Source organism: Mesorhizobium sp. M7A.F.Ca.CA.001.08.2.1 (genome assembly GCF_003998455.1).
Lineage (GTDB): Bacteria > Pseudomonadota > Alphaproteobacteria > Rhizobiales > Rhizobiaceae > Mesorhizobium > Mesorhizobium ciceri.
Genome location: NZ_RZPW01001251.1, coordinates 1 through 965, shown reverse-complemented (window position 1 = coordinate 965; position 965 = coordinate 1). Strand labels below are relative to the sequence as shown.

At 65.2% G+C, this 965-nt stretch carries 2 protein-coding genes; both read left to right on the top strand.

Going from position 1 to position 965, the window contains the following annotated elements:
• On the top strand, positions 1 to 462 hold a 462-nt coding region (locus EN914_RS36605), incomplete at its 5' end, for an FAD-dependent oxidoreductase (protein ID WP_164779224.1).
• A gap of 55 nt (positions 463 to 517) precedes the next feature.
• On the top strand, positions 518 to 965 hold a 448-nt coding region (locus tag EN914_RS36600), incomplete at its 3' end, for an ABC transporter substrate-binding protein (RefSeq protein ID WP_245497941.1).

The following is a 965-nucleotide window of genomic DNA, read 5'->3' as shown; positions in this document are numbered from 1 at the left end:
GATCCGCCCGCCGGCACGAACATCAGCGCCTGGCCGCTGGTGGTCGATCTGCACGAACAATTCTACTTCAAGCCCGATGCCGGCAGGCTGATCGGCTCGCTCGCCGACGAAACCGATTCCGCGCCTTGCGACGCGTATCCCGAAGACATCGACGTCGCCATCGCCGTCGACCGCATCGAACAGGCGACATCGCTGCGCATCGGCCGTCCGTCGACACCGTGGGCGGGCCTGCGCACCTTTTCGCCCGACCGCACGCCGGTCGTCGGTTTCGACCCGCGCCTGCCCGGCTTCTTCTGGCTCGGCGGCCAGGGCGGCTACGGCTTCCAGGTGTCGCTGACGCTGGCGCGGCTGGGCTCGGCACTGCTTCGCGGCCAGTCATTGCCGGACGATCTCGCGGCTCGCGGTGTCACCACAGCCGCGCTGGCGCCCGACCGTTTCATCACCCCGGCGGCAACGCCATGAACTTCACCGGCCTGTCCTTCCCTCAACCCGTAAAGTGTCATCAGGAGCGTTTGCGATGAAATCCACCGTTCTGCGCGCAGTGCTTACCTCGTCGCTGCTGGCCTCATCCGTCCTTCTCGGCGGGCAGGCCTATGCCAAAACCCTGGTCTATTGCTCGGAAGCCAATCCCGAGACCTTCAACCCGGCGATCGGCACGGCGGACTCCACCATGGATGCCGCCGCCAAGACGATCTTCAACCGGCTGGTCGAGTTCAAGCCTGGCACGACCGAGGTCGGGCCGGCGCTGGCCGAAAGCTGGGAGGTCTCAGCCGACGGCAAGATCTACACCTTCCATCTCAGGCACGGCGTGAAATTCCAGTCGAACGACCACTTTACACCGTCGCGCGAGTTCAATGCCGACGACGTGCTGTACACCTTCAACCGCCAGCGCGACGCCAGCAATCCCTACCACAAGCTCGGCGGCGGCGCTTACGAGTACTTCAATGCGCTGGGCATGGGCACAC